Source organism: Lactobacillus sp., from assembly GCF_051873315.1.
Taxonomy (GTDB): domain Bacteria; phylum Bacillota; class Bacilli; order Lactobacillales; family Lactobacillaceae; genus Lactobacillus.
In genome coordinates this window covers 1-4,054 of sequence record NZ_JBJEES010000037.1, presented here as the reverse complement: position 1 = coordinate 4,054, position 4,054 = coordinate 1, and the positions used below count along the sequence as shown (strand labels likewise).

At 48.9% G+C, this 4,054-nt stretch carries 2 protein-coding genes and 1 pseudogene; 1 reads left to right on the top strand and 2 read right to left on the bottom strand.

The features are described from left to right. A pseudogene (locus tag ACI32D_RS01970) lies at positions 1-398 on the bottom strand (peptidoglycan-binding protein LysM); the annotation flags it as partial. A gap of 399 nt (positions 399-797) precedes the next feature. Here ACI32D_RS01970 and ACI32D_RS01965 point away from each other — a divergent pair. Then, positions 798-3,329 carry a M1 family metallopeptidase gene (locus ACI32D_RS01965; protein WP_439774984.1) on the top strand — a complete coding sequence of 844 codons (2,532 nt, stop codon included), beginning with the start codon at positions 798-800 and terminating at the stop codon, positions 3,327-3,329. Between the two features lie 72 nt (positions 3,330-3,401). Here the strand turns inward: ACI32D_RS01965 and ACI32D_RS01960 are convergent, their stop codons facing one another. Next, a complete protein-coding gene (locus ACI32D_RS01960) occupies positions 3,402-4,034 on the bottom strand; it encodes a nitroreductase family protein (RefSeq protein ID WP_439774983.1) in 633 nt (210 codons plus the stop codon). Positions 4,035-4,054 lie beyond the last annotated feature (20 nt).

Here is a 4,054-nt window from a genome sequence, read left to right as displayed (position 1 = left end):
TTCTTAGTTGCCTTCTTCTTAGTAGTCTTCTTAGCAACCTTCTTGGTAGACTTCTTCTTTGAAGTCTTCTTGGTCTTCTTAACAGCCTTCTTCTTGCTCTTCTTAGTAGTCTTCTTGGCCTTCTTAGTGGTCTTCTTTACCGTGTTAGTAGAAGTAGAAGTGCTTGAGCTGGTTGAGCTTGCTGAAGCAGCAGTAGCTGAGCTTTGATTGGCAGCGCTAGACTGGCTTGCGGCCTGGTCTTGGCTGGCTTGCTTGTCTTGACTAGTTGCAGTTGCTGACTGTTGGGTAGAATTTGCGTCATTGGTTGCCGCTGAAACGTTAGCGGCGGGAGCAACCACGAGGGCAGCTGCAAAAGCAGTTGCTGATAAAACTTTCTTGAAATTACGTTTGAACTTCATATGGTAGAAACTCCTCACTTGCTTCTCTTAAAAACTAAGTCTATGCTACTAAAGGAATATTACAGGAACGTTACAAAACGACCACAGCTCGTTAACAATCTGGTAAAATGAACAATTTTTTGGCAAAAATGTCATAAAAAAGCAGAAAAGAGGGCCAAAATTATCATTTTAAGCGCTTTAAATTAGTCGAACGAATAAGTAACATTAGTAACAATTGTCAAGAGAATGACATAAAGTGGAATTTACTTCAAACTATTATTTCAAAAATGGAATTAATTGTTAGGGCAAAATCCAGATATTTTGCATTAAAGCGGCTTTATTTCGGCTTTTTTGCTAGAATAGAGAAGTGTGAATACAAAATATCGCGGGAAAATCTGCCGCGGATTATAGGAGGAAACAATGGCTGTTAAGCGCTTTTACGAAACATTCCATCCAGATCACTACGATCTGTACATCGACGTTGACCGGGCAGCAAGATCTTTCTCAGGGACTTCCACCATCCATGGTGAAATCCAGGAAGAAACTGTCTTGGTCCACCAAAAGTACATGACCATCAGCAAAGTCACGGTTGACGGCAAGGAAGTGCCGTTTACCTTCGGCGACGACTTTGAAGGCATCAAGATCGAAGCCGGCAAGACCGGGGAAGCGGTCATTGCGATCGACTACTCAGCTCCATTGACTGACACCATGATGGGGATCTACCCGTCCTACTACCAAGTTGACGGCGTCAAGAAGGAACTGATCGGGACCCAGTTTGAAACTACTTTTGCCCGGGAAGCCTTCCCATGTGTCGACGAACCAGAAGCTAAGGCAACCTTCTCCCTGGCCCTGAAGTTCGACGAACACGAAGGCGAAACTGTCCTGGCCAACATGCCGGAAGACCGGGTAGAAAACGGCGTTCACTACTTTAAGGAAACTGTCCGCATGTCCAGCTACCTGGTTGCTTTTGCCTTTGGTGAAATGCGGTCATTGACCACCCACACCAAGAGCGGGGTTTTGATCGGGGTTTACTCAACTCAAGCCCACACTGAAAAGGAACTGACCTTCTCATTGGACATTGCCAAGCGGGCAATCGAATTCTACGAAGACTTTTACCAAACTCCATATCCGCTGCCGCAATCACTGCAGCTGGCCCTGCCTGACTTCTCAGCCGGCGCCATGGAAAACTGGGGCCTGGTAACCTACCGGGAAGCCTACCTGCTTTTGGACCCGGACAACACCACTTTGGAAATGAAGAAGCTGGTTGCGACTGTGGTGACCCACGAACTGGCCCACCAATGGTTCGGCGACCTGGTAACCATGGAATGGTGGGACAACCTCTGGCTGAACGAAAGTTTCGCCAATATGATGGAATACCTGTCAGTTGACCACCTGGAACCTAACTGGCACATCTGGGAAATGTTCCAGACTTCTGAAGCAGCGGCTGCCTTGACCCGGGATGCAACCGACGGGGTACAGTCAGTGCACGTGGAAGTCAACGACCCGGCTGAAATCGATGCCCTCTTTGACGGGGCGATTGTTTACGCCAAGGGTTCAAGAATGCTGGTCATGGTCCGGTCACTTTTGGGCGACGAAGCTTTGAGAAGGGGCCTTAAGCGCTACTTTGACGAGCATAAGTTTGGCAACGCGGCCGGTGACGACCTCTGGGATGCCTTGTCAACGGCTACTGACTTGAACATTGGGAAAATCATGCACACTTGGCTGGACCAGCCTGGCTACCCAGTGGTGAATGCTTTTGTTAAGGACGGCCACTTGAAGCTGACTCAGAAGCAATTCTTCATCGGCGAAGGCAAGGAAGTCGGCCGCAAGTGGGAAATTCCGCTTAACGCCAACTTTAAGGCACCGAAGATCATGTCAGAAACTGAAATCGACCTGGGCGACTACCAAGCTCTTAGAGAAGAAGCTGGTCACGCTCTGCGCTTGAACGTGGGCAACAACTCTCACTTCATCGTGAAGTACGACCAGACTTTGATGGACGACATCATGAAGGAAGCCAAGGACTTGGACCCAGTTTCCCAATTGCAATTGCTGCAAGACCTGCGGCTTTTGGCAGAAGGCAAGCAGGCTTCATATGCTGACGTGGTACCAGTTCTGGAACTCTTCAAGAACTCAGAAAGCCACATTGTTAACGACGCTTTGTACACGACTGCTGCTAAGCTGCGGCAATTTGCCCCAGCCGGCAGCGAAGCCGACAAGAACCTGCGGGCTTTGTACAACGACTTGTCCAAGGACCAAGTTGCCCGTTTGGGCTGGCTGCCTAAGGCAGGGGAAAGCGATGAAGACATCCAGACCCGGCCATACGTTTTGTCCGCAAGTCTTTACGGCCGCAACGCTGATTCAGAAAAGCAAGCCCACGAAATCTACGTGGAATACGCTGATAAGCTGGCAGAATTGTCCGCAGACATCCGGGCTTACGTTTTGATCAACGAAGTTGAAAACTACGGGTCAAGCGAATTGACTGACAAGCTGATCGGTTTGTACCAGGCAACTAGCGACCCATCATTCAAGATGGACTTGGAAGCCGCGATCGTGAAGAGCAAGGACAAAGGCGAACTGAAGAAGATTGTATCCTGGTTCGAAAACGCTGAAATCGTCAAGCCGCAGGACCTGCGCGGCTGGTTTAACGGCGTTTTGTCCAACCCGGCAGGTGAACAGCTGGCCTGGAACTGGATCAGAGACGAATGGGCATGGATGGAAAAGACGGTCGGCGGCGACATGGAATTCGCTACCTTCATCACTGTCATCTCCCGCGTCTTCAAGACTCAGGAACGCTATGACGAATACAACGCCTTCTTTACTGACAAGGAAAGCGACATGCTGCTGAACCGGGAAATCAAGATGGACCGGAAGGTCATCGCTACCCGGGTAGACTTGATTGCCAGCGAACAAGCTGACGTCAACGCCGCGGTTGCTGCTGCCTTGCAGAAGTAATTAAATAGAGCATAAGAAAACTGTTTCCGGTGAGAGTTGGAAACAGTTTTTTGTATGTATTCAAAATAAGATTTAGGCGAATTCCGTTACGTCTTTTACATCATAACGGACAGTATCTGGAACAACTTCGCTTGGGTCTGGCTTGCCAATAGAGATGGCCATCACTGGAATGTATTGTTCTGGGTCCAAGCCAAATTCTGCCGCAGCTTTGCTTGCGTCATAGCCAGCCATTGGGTTGGTTTCGTAGCCATGTTCACGGGCAACCAGCATCAGTTGCATGGAGACAAGTGAGGCATCAACCATTGCATCTGCGACTAACATTTGCCGGTCAGCTTTCTCGTAAAGCGGAAGGAAGGTGTTAACCGCGGCGTCACGGGCTTCCGGGGTGACCTTCTTGGCTTCAACCATGCCATTCCACAGGTCACGGTACTTCAGATATGACTTGGTGTTGCCGAAGACCATGATGGTAGCAGGAGCCGTGTCAACCTGTTGGTAGTTGAACGGCATCAAGAAGTCATGAAGCTTTTCTTTGCCTTCAGGCGTGTCGACGATAACGAAGTGCCAGGATTGCAGATTGCAGGCGCTTGGGGCAGAGATGGACTCATTAATGATTTCCAGCAATTCGTCACGGGAAATCTTAACGCTGGAATCATAGTGCCGGATAGACTTTCTATTTTGCATGATATCTTTAAAATCGTTGTTCATTGTGTTTACCTCAAAGAATG

What these genes read in the sequence shown, in the direction of transcription:
- ACI32D_RS01965 (WP_439774984.1), top strand. Translation starts at nt 798, where the DNA reads ATGGCTGTTAAGCGCTTTTACGAAACATTCCATCCAGATCACTACGAT.
- ACI32D_RS01960 (WP_439774983.1), bottom strand. Translation starts at nt 4,034, where the DNA reads ATGAACAACGATTTTAAAGATATCATGCAAAATAGAAAGTCTATCCGG.